Source organism: Pseudomonas sp. B21-009 (genome assembly GCF_024749345.1).
Taxonomy (GTDB): domain Bacteria; phylum Pseudomonadota; class Gammaproteobacteria; order Pseudomonadales; family Pseudomonadaceae; genus Aquipseudomonas.
This window is the reverse complement of the sequence record NZ_CP087199.1, coordinates 4302266-4317430: the sequence shown is the minus strand read 5'-3', so window position 1 is coordinate 4317430 and position 15165 is coordinate 4302266. Positions and strand designations below refer to the sequence as shown.

16 protein-coding genes and 1 pseudogene are annotated in these 15165 nt (G+C 63.8%); 7 read left to right on the top strand and 10 right to left on the bottom strand.

What is annotated here, in order from left to right; genetic code table 11:
- Positions 1 to 13 precede the first annotated feature (13 nt).
- Entirely contained in the window at positions 14 to 715 is a 702-nt protein-coding gene (pyrF, locus tag LOY34_RS19910) for an orotidine-5'-phosphate decarboxylase (RefSeq protein WP_038994059.1), read from the top strand.
- Here the strand turns inward: pyrF and LOY34_RS19905 are convergent.
- On the bottom strand, positions 705 to 1709 hold the full coding sequence (locus tag LOY34_RS19905) for an NADP-dependent oxidoreductase (protein WP_195884787.1): 1005 nt from the start codon (positions 1707 to 1709) through the stop codon (positions 705 to 707). The genes pyrF and LOY34_RS19905 overlap by 11 nt on opposite strands.
- A 230-nt stretch (positions 1710 to 1939) precedes the next feature.
- Between LOY34_RS19905 and LOY34_RS19900 the strand changes: the two genes are divergently transcribed.
- Positions 1940 to 2701 carry an SDR family oxidoreductase gene (locus tag LOY34_RS19900; protein WP_045195319.1) on the top strand — a complete coding sequence of 254 codons (762 nt, stop codon included), beginning with the start codon at positions 1940 to 1942 and terminating at the stop codon, positions 2699 to 2701.
- Here the strand turns inward: LOY34_RS19900 and LOY34_RS19895 are convergent.
- Positions 2694 to 3863 (bottom strand): MFS transporter, encoded by a 1170-nt coding sequence (locus LOY34_RS19895; RefSeq protein WP_195884786.1) that lies wholly within the window; start codon positions 3861 to 3863, stop codon positions 2694 to 2696. The genes LOY34_RS19900 and LOY34_RS19895 overlap by 8 nt on opposite strands.
- A gap of 113 nt (positions 3864 to 3976) precedes the next feature.
- Here LOY34_RS19895 and LOY34_RS19890 point away from each other — a divergent pair, with 113 nt between their 5' ends.
- From LOY34_RS19890 to LOY34_RS27590, 3 genes and pseudogenes are all read left to right on the top strand, one after another.
- Positions 3977 to 5374, top strand: coding sequence for a PLP-dependent aminotransferase family protein (locus LOY34_RS19890; protein WP_195886039.1), 1398 nt, complete (start codon positions 3977 to 3979; stop codon positions 5372 to 5374).
- Between the two features lie 116 nt (positions 5375 to 5490).
- Positions 5491 to 6570, top strand: a pseudogene (locus LOY34_RS27595) (HAMP domain-containing protein); the annotation flags it as partial.
- On the top strand, positions 6550 to 7431 hold the full coding sequence (locus tag LOY34_RS27590; RefSeq protein ID WP_408980601.1) for a methyl-accepting chemotaxis protein: 882 nt from the start codon (positions 6550 to 6552) through the stop codon (positions 7429 to 7431). The pseudogene LOY34_RS27595 and the gene LOY34_RS27590, both read left to right, overlap by 21 nt.
- Positions 7432 to 7448: 17 nt before the next feature.
- Here LOY34_RS27590 and LOY34_RS19880 read toward each other — a convergent pair whose 3' ends face one another.
- The gene (locus LOY34_RS19880; protein ID WP_045195313.1) at positions 7449 to 8636 is read right to left on the bottom strand and encodes a benzoate/H(+) symporter BenE family transporter; all 1188 of its coding nucleotides are present in this window, start codon (positions 8634 to 8636) and stop codon (positions 7449 to 7451) included.
- 147 nt (positions 8637 to 8783) lie between these two features.
- Between LOY34_RS19880 and LOY34_RS19875 the strand changes: the two genes are divergently transcribed.
- Positions 8784 to 9386 carry a glutathione S-transferase family protein gene (locus LOY34_RS19875; protein ID WP_045195312.1) on the top strand — a complete coding sequence of 201 codons (603 nt, stop codon included), beginning with the start codon at positions 8784 to 8786 and terminating at the stop codon, positions 9384 to 9386.
- Between the two features lie 4 nt (positions 9387 to 9390).
- Here LOY34_RS19875 and LOY34_RS19870 read toward each other — a convergent pair whose 3' ends face one another.
- The 5 genes from LOY34_RS19870 to LOY34_RS19850 form a co-directional block, all read right to left on the bottom strand.
- Complete coding sequence (locus tag LOY34_RS19870) at positions 9391 to 9759, bottom strand: glutathione S-transferase N-terminal domain-containing protein (RefSeq protein ID WP_045195311.1); 369 nt, start codon at positions 9757 to 9759, stop codon at positions 9391 to 9393.
- A 59-nt stretch (positions 9760 to 9818) separates the two neighbouring features.
- Complete coding sequence (folE, locus tag LOY34_RS19865; protein WP_045195310.1) at positions 9819 to 10364, bottom strand: GTP cyclohydrolase I FolE; 546 nt, start codon at positions 10362 to 10364, stop codon at positions 9819 to 9821.
- Between the two features lie 69 nt (positions 10365 to 10433).
- Complete coding sequence (locus tag LOY34_RS19860) at positions 10434 to 10991, bottom strand: Smr/MutS family protein (protein ID WP_038994072.1); 558 nt, start codon at positions 10989 to 10991, stop codon at positions 10434 to 10436.
- A 52-nt stretch (positions 10992 to 11043) separates the two neighbouring features.
- The gene (locus LOY34_RS19855; protein WP_045195308.1) at positions 11044 to 11364 is read right to left on the bottom strand and encodes a hypothetical protein; all 321 of its coding nucleotides are present in this window, start codon (positions 11362 to 11364) and stop codon (positions 11044 to 11046) included.
- Between the two features lie 76 nt (positions 11365 to 11440).
- Entirely contained in the window at positions 11441 to 12031 is a 591-nt protein-coding gene (locus tag LOY34_RS19850; RefSeq protein WP_045195307.1) for a cysteine hydrolase family protein, read from the bottom strand.
- Between the two features lie 189 nt (positions 12032 to 12220).
- Here LOY34_RS19850 and prmB point away from each other — a divergent pair, with 189 nt between their 5' ends.
- Complete coding sequence (gene prmB / locus LOY34_RS19845) at positions 12221 to 13129, top strand: 50S ribosomal protein L3 N(5)-glutamine methyltransferase (protein ID WP_045195306.1); 909 nt, start codon at positions 12221 to 12223, stop codon at positions 13127 to 13129.
- 45 nt (positions 13130 to 13174) lie between these two features.
- On the opposite strand, the gene LOY34_RS19840 is transcribed toward prmB, so the two are convergent.
- Both LOY34_RS19840 and LOY34_RS19835 read right to left on the bottom strand, forming a co-directional pair.
- On the bottom strand, positions 13175 to 13972 hold the full coding sequence (locus LOY34_RS19840; RefSeq protein ID WP_045195305.1) for a hypothetical protein: 798 nt from the start codon (positions 13970 to 13972) through the stop codon (positions 13175 to 13177).
- 106 nt (positions 13973 to 14078) lie between these two features.
- The gene (locus tag LOY34_RS19835) at positions 14079 to 15041 is read right to left on the bottom strand and encodes an alpha/beta hydrolase (RefSeq protein WP_045195303.1); all 963 of its coding nucleotides are present in this window, start codon (positions 15039 to 15041) and stop codon (positions 14079 to 14081) included.
- Between the last annotated feature and the right edge of the window lie 124 nt (positions 15042 to 15165).

The window sequence follows — 15165 nt, the reverse complement described above, 5'->3', positions numbered from 1 at the left end:
AAGAGACCCGCCCATGTCCGCCTGCCAGACGCCCATCATCGTCGCCCTGGATTTCCCTACCCGTGACGCCGCCCTGAAGCTGGCCGATCAGCTCGATCCCGCCCTGTGCCGGGTCAAGGTCGGCAAGGAGCTGTTCACCAGCAGCGCATCGGGCATTGTCGAAACCCTGGTCGAGAAGGGCTTCGAAGTGTTCCTCGACCTGAAGTTCCACGATATCCCCAACACCACCGCCATGGCCGTCAAGGCCGCCGCGGAGATGGGCGTGTGGATGGTCAACGTGCACTGCTCCGGTGGTCTGCGCATGATGTCGGCCTGCCGTGAGGTGCTGGCCCAGCGCAGCGGCCCGCAGCCGCTGCTGATCGGCGTGACGGTGCTGACCAGCATGGAGCGCGAAGACCTGGCCGGTATTGGCCTGGACATCGAGCCGCAGGAGCAGGTGCTACGTCTGGCGGCCCTGGCCGAGAAGGCCGGCATGGACGGCCTGGTGTGCTCTGCGCTGGAAGCGCCGGCGCTGAAGGCTGCGCACCCGTCACTGCAACTGGTGACCCCGGGCATTCGTCCGGCCGGCAGCGCCCAGGACGACCAGCGCCGCATCCTGACCCCGCGCCAGGCCCTGGATGCCGGCTCCGACTACCTGGTGATCGGTCGCCCGATCAGCCAGGCCGCCGACCCTGCCCAGGCGCTGGCAGCAGTGGTCGCCGAGATCAGGGCTTAAGCACCAGCTTGCCGAAATTTTCCCCGCTGAACAGCTTCAACAGTGTCTCGGGGAAGGTTTCCAGGCCTTCGACCACATCCTCCTTGCTCTTCACCTTGCCGGTTGCCAGCCAGCCGGCGATCTCCTGTGCCGCCTTACCGTAGTTGGCGGCATGGTCCATGACCACGAAACCTTCCATGCGTGCACGGTTGACCAACAGTGACAGGTAGTTGGCCGGGCCCTTGACCGCCTGCTTGTTGTTGTACTGGCTGATGGCGCCACAGATGATCACTCGCGCCTTGAAGTTCAGACGGCTGAGCACGGCATCGAGAATCTCGCCGCCGACGTTGTCGAAAAACACATCGACGCCTTTCGGGCATTCGCGCTTGAGGCCTTCCAGGACGTCCTCTGCTTTGTAGTCGATGACCCCGTCAAAACCCAGTTCATCTTTAAGGTACTGGCACTTTTCGCTGCCGCCGGCGATACCCACTACACGACAGCCCTTGAGCCTGGCGATCTGCCCGGCAATGCTGCCGACCGCGCCCGCAGCACCGGAAATTACCACGGTATCGCCTTCTTTCGGGGTGCCGACGTCGAGCAGGGCGAAGTAGGCGGTCATGCCGGTCATGCCCAGCGCGGACAGGTAGCGCGGCAGCGGCGCCAGTTTCGGATCGATCTTGTAGAAGCCCTGGGGCTCGCCGACAAAATAGTCCTGGATACCCAGGGCGCCGTTGACGTGATCGCCGACGGCGTAGCCCGGGTGTTTCGAGGCAATCACCTCGCCGACGCCCAGGGCGCGCATCACCTGGCCCAGGGCCACTGGCGGGATATACGACTTGCCTTCGTTCATCCAGCCGCGCATGGCCGGGTCCAGGGATAGATACAGGTTTTTTACCAGGATCTGGCCTTCGCCAGGTTCGGCCACCGGCACCTGTTCGTAGCTGAAGTCGTCGCGGGTCACGGCGCCGGTCGGGCGTTTGGCGAGCAGGAAGCGGCGGTTGGTCTGGGCAGTCATGGCAAGGCTCTCGATTGAAGGGCAATGCTTGTTGATAGACCTTGTTTGGCCAGGCGGCAAGGTTTACCCGCCTGGCGAATGCACGGTAATCCACTGCGCTGATTGATACTGGGGAAGACAATCACCCAGGCCGATAGTGCACCAACCGGCGCCCTGATGATGCTGCCCAATGGCGCGGATCGCTGCCTAGACTCCTGATCACTGACCTCACTTTGTTGCAGGAGCTAGCGATGAGCATGCGTTTTTCTGGCCAGGTTGCCCTGGTCACCGGTGGTGCTGCGGGGATTGGCCGGGCGACGGCGCTGGCGTTTGCCGCCGAGGGCTTGAAAGTGGTGGTGGCCGACCTTGATGCCGTAGGTGGCGAAGGCACGGTCGAGCTGATCCGCAACAGCGGCGGCGAGGCGCTGTTCGTCAGTTGCAACGTCACCCGCGAGGCCGATGTGCGGCAGTTGATGGGGCGCACGGTCGAGGCTTACGGGCGCCTGGACTACGCCTTTAACAACGCCGGCATCGAGATCGAGCAGGGCCGCCTGGCCGAAGGCAGCGAGGCCGAGTTCGACGCGATCATGGGCGTCAACGTCAAGGGTGTGTGGTTGTGCATGAAGTACCAGTTGCCGTTGATGCTCGCCCAGGGCGGCGGCGCCATCGTCAATACGGCATCGGTGGCCGGCCTTGGCGCCGCGCCGAAGATGAGCATCTACAGCGCTTCCAAGCATGCGGTGATCGGCCTGAGCAAATCGGCGGCCATCGAGTACGCCAAGAAGAAGATTCGCGTCAACGCCGTGTGCCCGGCGGTGATCGACACCGACATGTTCCGCCGCGCCTATGAGGCCGACCCGCGCAAGGCCGAGTTCGCCGCTGCCATGCACCCGGTCGGGCGCATCGGCAAGGTCGAGGAGATCGCCAGTGCGGTGCTTTACCTGTGCAGCGATGGTGCGGCGTTTACAACGGGCCAGGCCCTGGCAGTCGATGGCGGCGCCACGGCTATTTGACGCCTGCCAGCGCAGGCAGAGCGAGCGCCTTGTGGCTGCGTGCCAGGGCCAGGCCCACCAGCAGGCAGCCAACCACTAACACCAGGCCGAACACCAGCAGGGCATTACCCGGGCCGAGGCGATCGACCAGCAGCCCGGTAAGGATGACTGGCAGGCTGAAGCCCATGTAGGCCAACAGGAAGAAGCCTGCGCTGGCGCGGGTTTTTTCCTCGCCCGCCAGGGTGTTCACCGCTGACAGCCCGCCCAGGTAAATAAAGCCATAACAGGCACTGCTGGCGGCGATGGTGCCCGGCAGCACTGCCGCCAGCGCGCCGCTGTCGGCGCCCCAGGCCAGCAGCGCGTAGCTGCAGGGCAAGATCACCAGGCCAATGGCCGTGGCCCGCACCGGCGCCAGGCGCTTGGCCAGGGGCTGGAACAACAACCCGCAACTGATCACGCAAAAGGTCGAGAACCCCGACCAGTTGGCCAGGCCATGCTGTTTGAGGATCGACGGCAGCAAGGCAATCACCAGGCCGACACAGGCCCAGGCCAGCAGAATTGCCAAACCGTAGGGCAGGCTGCCGGCCGGGTAGCAGGGCAGGCGCATCAGCGCGGCAGGTGGGGCCAGGCGCCGGTCGGGCAATTGCCATACCGCCAGCATCGCCAGGCAGGCCAGCGCCAGGTGCAGATAGAAGCTGCCCGGGGTCAGGCTTGGGCCATTGAGCAGGAACAGGCTGGTCAGCGCCGCGCCGAGGCCAAAGCCCAGCGAAGTGCTGGCGGTGACCCAGGTGGCGGCATGGCGGTTGTCGCCGCCGTGCATCAGTTCGCCCATGTAGGCAGTGCCGGTGGCCGACGCCAGCGCAGTGCCGATGCCCAGCAGCAGGCGCGCCAGGCCCAGGGTCTTTAGCCCCGGCGCCAAGAGCATGAGCAAGGTGGCAAGCATCGACAGGGCCAGGGCGATGAGGATCAGCGGCCGCCGCCCGACCCGGTCGGCCAGGCCACCGAGCAACAGCAGTACCGGGATTACCCCCAGCACATACCCGCAGAAGGCCATGGCCGTGGCCCCGGCGCCCTCACCGGAAAGCTCGGCGTAAGCGGTGTACAGCGGTGCCTGCAGGTTGACCGCAAAGGTGATCAGGCACAGGGCGAAGGCCAGGAGGGCGGGGTGGCGCGGGGTGGGCATGGTTCGGCTCCTTGTCGATGGGCCGACTATCCGGTGATCGCCTGGGCGTCACAAGGCACACTGGCGAGGGTTTTGTGGTTAACTGTTCGGACAAAATCAGCGAACACTTTGCCATGCACCTGAGCCTCGATCGCCACTCCTCCCGCCCGCTCGTGCAGCAACTGAGCGAGCAATTGCAGGCCTGGATCGAACACCAGCGCCTGCGCCCGGGTAGCCGCTTGCCGTCGATTCGCCAACTGGCCCGCGAGCAGGGTGTCAGCCAGTCCTGCGTGATCGAAGCCTACGACCGGTTGGTGGCGGCGGGCTGGCTGCAGGCGCGCCATGGCGCCGGATTCTTCGTCGCCGAACAGCGCCTGCAGGCGCCGCTGGTTGATCAGCCGATCCATGACGAGGCCTTCGACAGCCGCTGGCAGCAGTTCACCGATGACCCCGGCGAGTTGCTCAAGCTCTGCTGTGGCTGGGTACCTTCCAGCTGGCGCGCTACCGAAGCCATTGCCCAGGCGCTGCGCCAGGTCAGCCGCGGCGCGGTCGAGGACTTGATCGACTATTGCCCGCCACTGGGGCTGGCCAGCCTGCGTACCCAGCTGCACAAGGGCCTGGGGCAGATCGGCATCGACGCCGCGCCCGAGCAGATCCTCACCACCCAGGGCGCCAGCCATGCCCTCGATTTGCTGGTGCGCACGTTGCTCAAGCCCGGCGACAAGGTGCTGGTGGAAAGCCCGGGCTACTACAACCTCTACAGCCTGTTGCGCCAGCATCACGTCGACATGCTCGAAGTGCCGCGTACCCCGCAGGGGCCTGATCTGCAGGTGCTCGAGGCGCTGCTCAAGCAGCACCGGCCACGTTGCCTGTACATCAACAGCCTGTACCAGAACCCCACCGGCAGCAGCCTGTCGCCCAAGGTCGCCTATCGCTTGCTGGAGCTGGCACGCGAACATGACCTGCTGATCATCGAGGACGACATCTACGCGGACTTTCAGGACGGTGCGGTGACGCGTCTGGCAACCCTGGACGCTGAACAGCGGGTGATTTACCTGGCGAGCTTTTCCAAGACCCTGAGCAGTTCGCTGCGGGTTGGCTACCTGGTGGCCAGGGCGGAACTGGTTGCGCGCCTGGCGGAATTGAAAATGGTCAGTGGCCTGGGGACTTCGCGGTTTACCGAGCAGGTGGTGGCGCAAATGCTCGGCAACGGCAGCTACCGCAAAAGCACGGCGCGTCTGCGCCTGCGCCTGGCCCAGCACATGGCCAAGGCGCTGGGCCAACTGGAGGCCTATGGCTGGGAGGTATTTACCGAGCCCTATGGCGGCATGTTTGTCTGGGCGCGCTGCCCGGGACGCAGTTTTGCCGAGCTCAGCCGCGAGGCCCAGGCCTGTTCGGTGCTGTTGGCGCCGGGCAGTGCCTTTGCCCCCCAGGGCGCTGCCTGTGACTGGCTGCGGATTAATGTCGCCTATGCCCAGGACCAGCGCGCGCAGGCGTTCTTTCAGCGCGCCGGACGACCTCGGCAGTCCTGAAAACGACGCAACTGTAGCTTTTTGCCATTATTCCGACGCCGGGATCTTGTGCCGCTGGCCGTGCCATTGCCACTCTTGAGGCTTGATGCATTTGCGGGCAGCAGGGGGGGAGTGCGATGAGTTCGGCCAAGCGTGGTTTTTTCGCCAACCTGGGCATGGCCCGCAAACTCGGGCTGGGCTTTGCCCTGGTGCTACTGCTGACGGCGGTGGTGGCGGCAGCGGGGGTTGCCGCCCTGCACGGCGTCGGACAGCGCTTCGATGGCTTGAAGCAGATGGCGGCGCTCAATACCGCGCTGCTTGATACCCGCTTGCAGGAACAGGCATTCGCCCTGCGCTCCGATCCCAAGTCGGTAGACGCGGTGCACCAGCGCCTCGACGCCCTGCAAGAGCAAGCCCGGACGCTGGTGCAACTGAGCGGCGTCGAACAGGCGCTGAACGACTACCGCCAGGCCTTTGACCAGTTCGTCGAACTGACCCAGGCCAAGGAGCTGGCGCTGGACATGGCCAGCTGGTCGGTCTCAAGCGTGGCCAACAACCTGGATGTGCTGCAGTCCGGGCTCGCCGACGACGGCACCTATACCCTGAAGGACACCCAGGGCCAGCAGGGCGCCGAGTTCGTCGAGCAAGCCGGGCAGGTGGCACAAGTCGCACGGCTGATGCTGCAGGCCATGGACGAAGCGCACGTGCGTCTTGAGCAGAATCGCAAGGGCGCCGACGATGCCCGCCAGGGCCGCATCGAACAGACCGAGCAGGCAGCAGCACTGGTCGAGCAATTGAAAACCGCGGTGACCGACGCTGGCTATCAGACCGTGCTCGGCGAGGTCAGCACGCACATCGCCAGTTTCACTGAAAAACTTGCTGAATACACCGACCTGCTTGGCCGTGAGCAGCAGCTCAAGCAGCAATTGCAAGCGCGTGCCGAACAGGTCACCCGCCAGGTCGACCAGGCCCGGATCGCTGAAGACCAGGCCATGCAAGGCGAGCTGCAGCGCAATGCCGTGCTGATCCTTGGCGCTGCGCTGATGGCGCTGCTGGTCGGGGTGCTGGCGGCCTGGTTGATCACCCGTGCGGTGGTCGGGCCGCTGCGCCAGGTGATGGGCCGCGCCCAGCAGATAGCCGCCGGTGACCTGCGTGGTGAAATCAGTATCGATCGGCGTGATGAGGTCGGTCAGCTGATGCTGGCCATGCAGCAGATGGGCTCGGGCTTGAGCGCCATCGTCAGTGGCCTGCAAAACGGTATCGAGCAATTGGCGAGCAATGCTCAGTCGCTGTCGGCGGTTACCGAGCAAACCAATCGCGAGGTCAACAGCCAAAAGGATGAGACCGAGCAGGTAGCTACCGCCATGCAGCAGATGACCGCTACCGTGCATGATGTTGCGCGCAACGCCGAAGAGGCTGCCCTGGCGGCGCAAACGGCGGACGACAAGGTCGAGAGCGGTCAGCAGGTGGTGCGCCAGAGCATGCAGCGCATCGAGCAACTGGCGAGCTCTGCTGAATCAGCCAGCCAGAGCATCGACAACCTCAGCAGCGAAGTGCAGAACATCGGCCAGGTGCTGGAAGTGATCAAGAGCGTCGCCGAGCAGACCAACCTGCTGGCGCTCAACGCCGCCATCGAGGCCGCGCGGGCCGGCGAGCAGGGCCGCGGTTTTGCCGTGGTCGCCGACGAGGTGCGGGCACTGGCCCGGCGTACCCAGCAATCGACCGAGGAGATCGAGCGCCTGGTCAGCAGCTTGCGCAGCGGTGCCCAGGCCTCGGTGGCGCAGATCCAGGGCAGTGCCGAGCTGGTCAAGCTGGCCGTCAGCGATGCCCTGCACACCGAAAGCGCCCTGGGCAGCATTGCCGCGGCAGTGTCATTGATCCAGCAGATGAACCAGCAGATTGCCGCAGCGGCGCAGCAGCAAAGCTCGGTAGCCGAGGAGATCAACCGCAGCGTCACCCAGATCCGCAGCAGCGCCGATCAGTCGGCGCTGGCCATGCAGGGCAATGCCAGCTCAAGTATCGAGCTGGCGCAGTTGGGCAATGACTTGAAGGGGATGGTCGGGCATTTTCGCCTGTAGGAGCGGCGTCCCTACGACTATTTACGCCAGTTGAGAATCATCAAGGTCAGCACCCCGGCGACGATCCCCCAGAATGCCGAACCGATCGAGAACAGGGTAAAGCCAGAGGCGGTGACCATGAAGGTGATCAGCGCCGCCTCGCGCTCCCTGGCCTCGTTCATCGCCACGGTCAGGCCATTCATGATCGAGCCGAACAATGCCAGGGCGGCAATCGACAGCACCAGCTCCTTGGGCAGGGCGGCGAACAGCGCCGCCAGGGTGGCGCCGAAGACCCCGGCGATGCCGTAGAAAATCCCGCACCAGACGGCCGCGGTGTAGCGTTTGCTGGGGTCTTCATGGGCATGCGGGCCAGTGCAGATCGCTGCACTGATGGCGGCCAGGTTGACGCCGTGGGAGCCGAACGGTGCCAGCAGCAATGAAGCCAGGCCGGTCACCGTGATCAACGGCGAGGCCGGCACCTGGTAGCCGTCGGCGCGCAGCACGGCGACACCGGGCATGTTCTGCGAGGTCATGGCCACCACGAACAGCGGAATGCCGATGCTGATGGTCGCCGCCAGAGAGAAACTCGGCGTGGTCCACACCGGGGTGGCCACTTCCAGGCTGAAACCGCTGAAATCCAGCAGGCCCATGGCCCCGGACAGCACCGTGCCGACCACCAACGCTGCCAATACCGAGTAGCGCGGCGAAACGCGCTTGATCAACAGGTAGCTGAAGAACATGCCCAGCACCAGCGCGGTCCGATGCTGGGCGGCAATGAAAATCTCGCTGCCGATCTTGAACAGGATCCCGGCCAGCAATGCCGAGGCCAGCGAGGCCGGAATGCGTTTGACCAGGCGCTCGAAACTGCCGGTCATGCCGCAGATCACCACCAGCACCGCGCAGGTGACATAGGCACCGATCGCTTCGCCGTAGCTGACCCCGCCCAGGCTGGTGATCAGCAGTGCCGCGCCGGGGGTCGACCAGGCGACAGTGATCGGGGTGCGATAGCGCAGCGACAGGCCGATACTGCACACCGCCATGCCGATCGACAGCGCCCAGATCCACGACGAGATCTGCCCCGTGGTCAAGCCGGCAGCCTGGCCGGCCTGGAACATCAGCACCAGGGAGCTGGTATAACCGGTGAGCATGGCGATGAAGCCGGCCACCACCGCAGACGGCGAGGAGTCGGCCAAAGGGCGCAATTGCGCAGACGTGGCGTCGGGCATGGGGGCATTCCTTGTTCTGGATGTAAGCAGTTTTTTCAGACTACCGTGCGTACTGTTGATCTTTGCCATACAGCAGGCATTGCAATTAGCCGTACAGTCGCCAACTATGGGCGCGGGTTCGATTCAGCATTACGAAGAGGGGGAGCGATGTACAAGGTTTACGGCGACTACCAGTCGGGCAACTGCTACAAGATCAAGCTCATGTTGCACCTGCTCGACCTGCCTTATGAATGGCATTCGGTGGATATCCTCAAGGGCGAGACGGAAACCCCTGAGTTCCTGACCATGAACCCCAATGGCAAGGTGCCGGTGCTGGAACTCGAGGATGGCACCTACCTGTGGGAGTCCAACGCGATTCTCAACTTCCTCGCCGATGGTAGCGAGTTCCTGCCCACCGAACCGCGCTTGCGCACCCAGGTGCTGCAATGGCAGTTCTTCGAGCAGTACAGCCATGAGCCGTACATCGCCGTGGCACGCTTCATCCAGTTTTACCTGGGGCTGCCGCAAGAGCGGCTGGAGGAGTACAAGACCCTGCACAAAGGCGGCTACAAGGCCCTGCGGGTGATGGAGAAGCAACTGCAGCTAACGCCTTACCTGGTGGGTGATCGCTATTCGATCGCCGACGTCGCGCTGTACGCCTACACCCATGTCGCCCACCAGGGCGGCTTTGACCTCGACGGCTACCCTGGCATCCAGGCATGGCTGGAGCGTGTGGCCAGCCATCCCCGTCATGTGACCATGCTCGGTTAAGCGATCAGGCGGCAAAACGCTTGTTGAGGTAGTCGATGATCACCTTGGATTCATACATCCAGGTGGTCTTGCCGTCTTCCTCGATACGCAGGCACGGCACCTTGATCTTGCCGCCTTCGGCAAGCAGGGCCTGGCGATCCTGTTGGTTGTTCTTGGCATCGCGCAGTGCCACCGGCACGTTCAGGCGGTGCAGGGTGCGGCGGGTTTTCACGCAGAACGGGCAGGCATGAAACTGGTACAGGCTCAGGCCCTTGGCCTGTTGCTCGACCAGGGCCTGGGCGGCCGGGTCGCGTTTGAGCTTGGCCGGGCGGCTGATCCAGTCACCGAACACAATCAACTGGCCGAGGCCCACACGCAGTGCTTTGACGATCATGGCAACTCCAAAGGATAAAAAAAGCCGACCACGAAAGGTCGGCTTGCAGTCTGGCCCGATTACTTGATCAGGCTGAGAAACTCGCTGCGGGTCGCGGCGTTTTCGCGGAATTCGCCGAGCATCACCGAAGTGATCATGGTCGAGTTCTGTTTTTCCACCCCGCGCATCATCATGCACATGTGCTTGGCCTCGATGACCACGGCAACGCCCAGGGCGCCGGTGACCTGCTGGATCGCTTCGGCGACCTGGCGGCTGAGGTTTTCCTGGATCTGCAGGCGGCGTGCGTACATGTCGACGATCCGCGCCACCTTCGACAGGCCCAGGACCTTGCCGTCAGGGATGTAGGCCACGTGGGCCTTGCCGATGAACGGCAGCATGTGGTGTTCGCACAGCGAGTACAGCTCGATGTCCTTGACCAGGACCATTTCGCTGTTATCGGAGCTGAACAGGGCGCCGTTAGTCACTTCTTCCAGGGTTTGCTCATAACCGCGGCAAAGGTACTGCATGGCCTTCGCAGCCCGCTTGGGCGTGTCGAGCAGGCCCTCGCGGGAGACATCCTCGCCAAGCTGGCCAAGGATCGCGGTGTAGTTCTGTTCCAGGGACATGGATCTACCTGTGGGATTTATCGCAAACGCGAAGGGTACGGCGGCGACGGCGGCGCTGCAAGTACGGCGTTACTCGTCACGGCCTTCGAGCATGGTTCGCTTGAGCATGACATACACCGCGCCAGTACCGCCATGGCGGGCCTGACATGAGGTAAAACCGAGCACTTGCGGGTGCTGGCGCAGCCAGGTGTTGACGTGGCTCTTGATCATCGGTCGTTTGCCATCCAGGCGCACTGCCTTGCCGTGGGTGACGCGCACGCAGCGCACTTCGAAGCGGGTGGCTTCGGCAAGGAAGGCCCACAGGGTTTCCCGGGCCTTTTCGACGGTCATGCCGTGCAGGTCGAGGCTGCCTTCGAAGCCGATCTGGCCGAGCTTGAGCTTGCGCATCTGGCTTTCCTGGACGCCGTCACGGCTCCAGTGCAGATCGTCTTCGGGGCCGACATCAATCACAAACTGGTCCGACAGGCCATCGACCACGGTCTGGTCGCTACGGACCGTCGCGGCCTGGCGCAGGCTTGCCAGTTTCTTGCGGTCGGCCTTGGGTTTGCCGACTTCGGCGCGATCATGGGTGATCGGCTTGACGCCGCGCATCTCGCTTTTGAACAGGGAAAAATCGTCGTCTTGCATGTAAGCCTCCGCCAGGGCGGCGTAGTTTACGCGACTCCCCCAAAGCGTGCAGTCAATCGTGTTTTTTCATCAGGTGCGGTGACAGGTTGAGCTCGCGGCTGCGGCGCAGGCGCAAGCGGCTGCGGCGCCAGAACCACACACCCAGGTACAGCAGCAACAGGCCAAGGCCCAGCAGGACGCTGGCGCCGGCCGGGTTGGCGTTGAGCTCGCCCAGAGCAGCGGGGTGGCCCAGCAGGCTGGCGGCGCCGGCCATGGCCAGGAGCACGCCGGCGGTTGCCAGCAACGCCGAAAACGCCGCCGCCAGGCGCATGCCCCAGTTACGGGGCGTGCGTGGGCGCAAGCGTTTGGCATCAAAACCATCGGATATTTTCATTCCGATTTCCTCTATGGATATCCGGCGTTGGACCGAAAAGCCTTGAGGTGGTTCCGCCCGGCTGCCGGGCGGTCGCTCAGATCAGGCTGGTGGTTGGTGCCACGCAGGCAAAGTTGTCGGCCATGATCGCCATCTCGCTCTGCTGGATCTGCGCGGCTGCAATCACGCCGTCCTTGAACGGCAGGTCGCGGGTGGCGCAGGCATCCTCGATCAGGGTGCAGCGGTAGCCGTAGTCTTTGGCCCGGCGCACGGTGGTACTGACGCTGGAGTGGCTCATGAAGCCGCAGACGATCAGGTCCAGGTGCCCGTACTTTTGCAGGGTCTCGTGCAGGGTGGTGTTCTTGAAGGCATTGGGCATGCGCTTTTCGATGATCACTTCATCGCCCACAGGCTCCAGGCCCGGGATGAATTCGCCGCGTGGGCCCTGCGGGTCGAACATGCCGCCGACGGTACCCAGGTGACGCACGTGGATGATCGGGCGCCCGGCCTTGCGGGCCGCCTCGAGCATTTTAGCGATGTTGGCCACGGCCGCGTCCATGCCCGACAGCGCCAGGGGACCGCTGAGGTACTCCTTTTGCGCATCGATAATCACCAGGCTGGCGTTGTTCAGCTTGGCCGGCGGATAGCCGCGGCCGCTGAGGTGGAACATCGTCGTTGGAACAGACATCAAGGGCTCCTTTGGATAGGGCTTTTACCCTATTGTCCCCTGCCTGAGCAGTTATGTGAATCGCTTCGCGTACAAGCAGCGTCGTTAGTGGCCTGCAGCCACCCTGGCGATATCCTTACAGGGTGTTTTTGCCGATCATTTCTTTTGCCGGGCTGTTAGAATCGCAGGTCGTCTTTCAAGGAGTCTGTTGTGATCACTTCTCGCTTGCGCACCCTGCGCGATCATATCCGTTGGGCCGTCAGCCGTTTCCACGAGCATGGCCTGTTTTTCGGTCATGGTGCCGACAACGCCTGGGATGAAGCGCGGCTGCTGGTGCTGGGCTCGGTGCACCTGCCTTGGGAAGTCGCCGATGCCTACCTGGACTGCCAGCTGGAAGACGACGAGCTGGTCAACCTGCAGCGCATGCTCAAGCGCCGCATCGAAGACCGCGTGCCGACCGCCTACCTGCTGGGCGAGGCGTGGTTCTGCGGCTTGTCGTTCATCGTCGACGAGCGCGTGCTGATCCCGCGCTCACCGATCGGCGAACTGATCGAAAAACGCTTCGAGCCGTGGCTGGCCAGCGAACCTGCGCGCATCCTTGACCTGTGCACCGGCTCCGGCTGCATCGGCATCGTCAGCGCCGAAGTGTTCCCCGAGGCTGAAGTGGTGCTGGCCGACCTGTCGTTCGAGGCACTGGAAGTCGCCAACCAGAACATCGAGCGCCATGGCCTGGAAGAGCGCGTCTATACCGTGCAGGGCGACGGTTTTGCCGGCCTGCCGGGTCAGCGTTTCGACCTGATTCTGTCCAACCCGCCGTACGTCGATGCCGAAGACTTTGCCGACATGCCCGAGGAATATCACCACGAGCCGGAGCTGGGCCTGGCCTGCGGTAACGACGGCCTGGACCTGGTGCGACGGATGCTGGCTGAAGCGGCCGATCACCTGACCGACAAAGGGTTGCTGATTGTCGAGGTGGGCAACAGCCAGGTGCATGTCGAGGCGTTGTACCCGGAGGTAGATTTCGCCTGGCTGGAATTCGAGCGCGGCGGCCACGGGGTGTTCATGCTCACGGCTGAGCAGTGCCGCCAGCACCAGGGGCTGTTTGCCTCGAAGGTGTAAGCACCAAGCCCGCTCCTGTAGGAGCGGGCTTGGCCCGCGATAGATTCAGCGGTGAGTCGCGATCCAGATCAACAGCCCCGCCTGAAACACCGCAAAGGCCACCAGGCAAGTGATGGTAAAGCGCAGCCCGCTGTCTTCGCGGCGGTACTTGCTGACCCGCTCGTCACGCTCGCGCAGTTGCGCCTCTTTTTCCTGCAAGGTCTGCTCGGCCTGTTGCAGCATCTGCGCGGCATCGAGGATCTCGACCCGCTGCACCTTGTCAGTGTTCCAGCCGCCCTTGAGCTCGCCAACCTGGACATCGACGAAGCGCCCCTTCAGGTGCTGGGCATCGGCGTACTCGACCTCCAAGCCATGGCTGCGCAGCACATGGTCGCGGCGCAGGCGAGTGTCTTCGTTGAGCGCATCCTTGCTTGGCAGGGCCGCACCTTCGACCCGGTAGTGCGGCCACTTGCGCTGCGCCCACTGCACCGCCTGGTTGAGCAGAAAGCGCCCCAGGCCGCGGTTCAGCGGCTCGATCTGCAAGCCGGTGTCGGGCGTGAAGGTCACATGCTTTTCTTCATGGTCGACCCACACATCGAGGTGGTTCTGTTCCTTGCGCACTTTTTGCGCCGGCAGCTGGATGGCCATGCGCAGCAGGCTGGTCTGCTTGCTGTGGCGTTCGGCATAACCGTACTGGACAAAGCGCAGCGGCCGCGCACCGCTGTTGCGGTCGGTCGGCAACGGCGCCAGGCGCAGCATCTGGAAATGTTCGGGGGTAACATCGGCCCAGGGCAGGGGGGCAACTTCCGCTGCTGCCTGCTCGGCAGTCGTCTCGGCGGTGTCCTGGGGGGCGGCTTCGGTCATCACGGCAATCCTCATGTGCGCAGCGGGCTGGTCGCATTGACGATGCCAGCACCGCTTTATCGGCAGGATTGGCCTGGACTGGAGGCGTAATTTCTGCGAATTGGCCTCAGCTGGCGGGCAACCGCTGAATGAAGTCGACAACGCGCTGGCCAAGTTCGGCCGCTTGCGGCAGTTGCGGGTCAAGGTAGCTGTCGCGTTGCTGGCTCATTTCTTCGGGGGCGATGCGCAGCATGTGGTTCATGCCCTTGATCAACGCCAGTTCGGCATCCGGCTTGGCCGCCTTGAGGATCTCGGCGTTATCGACACCGACCTGGAAGTCATGGGTGCCCTGGATGATCAATGCCGGTACCTTGACCTTGGCGAAGGCCTCGGCCGGGTCCTGGCGGAACAGCGAAATCAGGTAGGGCTGCACGCTCGGGCGCAGGACGTCCTGCAGTGGCAGCGGCACGCGGGAAGAAGTCTTGCCGTTTTTCAAGCGGTCAAGGATGTCATGGGCACTGGCCATGTAGCGCCCGGGGATGCGGTCAAACATCTGCGCGCGCAGCGCCTTGTCGATCGGCCAGCCGCTGCCGGCAATGCTGATCACCGCGCTGGCGCCGCTGTGCTCGGCGGCAAGGCTGGCGATCAGCGCACCTTCGCTGTGGCCGAGCAGGACCAGGCGGCCGAAGCGTGGGTCGGCCTTGATTTTCTGGCTCCAGGCCACCGCGTCGGCAACATAGCGTTCCACCGTCAGGTCACGCTCATCCGGCGTAGCAGCCAGGCTGGCGGCGACGCCTCGCTTGTCGTAGCGCACGCTGGCGATATTGTTTTTCGCCAGGGTCAGGGCCAGTTGCTTGAGGTTGTCGGTATTGCCGCCGTAGGGGTTGTTGCCGTCGCGATCGGTCGGCCCGGAGCCAGCAATGATCAGCACCACCGGTGGCGGCTGCTCGGTGCGCGGCAACAGCAGGCTGCCGTGCAGCACGCCGCTGCCGGTATCGAGGCTGAGCGGGCGCTGGAACACGACGGGGGCAGCAGCCTGGACCAGACCACTGAACAGCAGGGCGATTACTGCAACAATACGCAACATCATCAGGCCACTATCGAGAGAGTGCGGTTTGGACCGGGGCCAGCGCAGAAGGTTCGCCGTCAGGGATGAACTGAATGGTTAGCCTGCGTATACTGGCGGCCTTGTTCAAATCTGGCTGATTCGCGGA